Origin of the sequence: Delftia sp. WSY_10, from assembly GCF_043104705.1 — a bacterium.
Taxonomy (GTDB): domain Bacteria; phylum Pseudomonadota; class Gammaproteobacteria; order Burkholderiales; family Burkholderiaceae_C; genus Comamonas; species Comamonas tsuruhatensis.
On the sequence record NZ_JBICKY010000040.1, the window covers coordinates 1 to 531 of the forward strand.

1 protein-coding gene is annotated in these 531 nt (G+C 65.9%); it reads left to right on the top strand.

Going from position 1 to position 531, the window contains the following annotated elements; translation table 11 throughout:
* On the top strand, positions 1-531 hold a 531-nt coding region (locus ACF8ML_RS18395), incomplete at both ends, for an AMP-binding protein (RefSeq protein WP_392407598.1).

Here is a 531-nt window from a genome sequence, read left to right on the forward strand (position 1 = left end):
GGCCGCCCCAAAGGCGCGCAACTGAGCCACCGCAACGTGGCACGGCTGCTGGACGCCACCGATGCCTGGTTCGGCTTCGGCCCGGACGATGTCTGGACCCTGTTCCACTCCTACGCCTTCGACTTCTCGGTCTGGGAGATCTTTGGTGCGCTGTGCACGGGCGGCAGGCTGGTGGTGGTGCCGTACTGGGTCAGCCGCTCGCCCCAGGACTTCCTGGCCTTGCTGCGTGCGGATCACGTAACGGTTCTCAATCAAACACCTTCGGCCTTTGGGCAACTGGTCCATGCCGTGGAGCAGGATGAAGAAGGCGGCGCTGGCCTGGCGCTGCGCCAGGTGATCTTTGGCGGCGAGGCGCTGGAGCCCGAGAGCCTGCGGCCCTGGTTCGACCGCTTCGGTGACGAGCAGAGCCCCAAGCTCATCAACATGTACGGCATCACCGAGACCACAGTGCATGTGACGTACCGGCAGATCACCAAGGCGGATCTGGATGGCGGGCGCAGCCCCGTGGGCGTGGCGATTCCGGACCTGGGC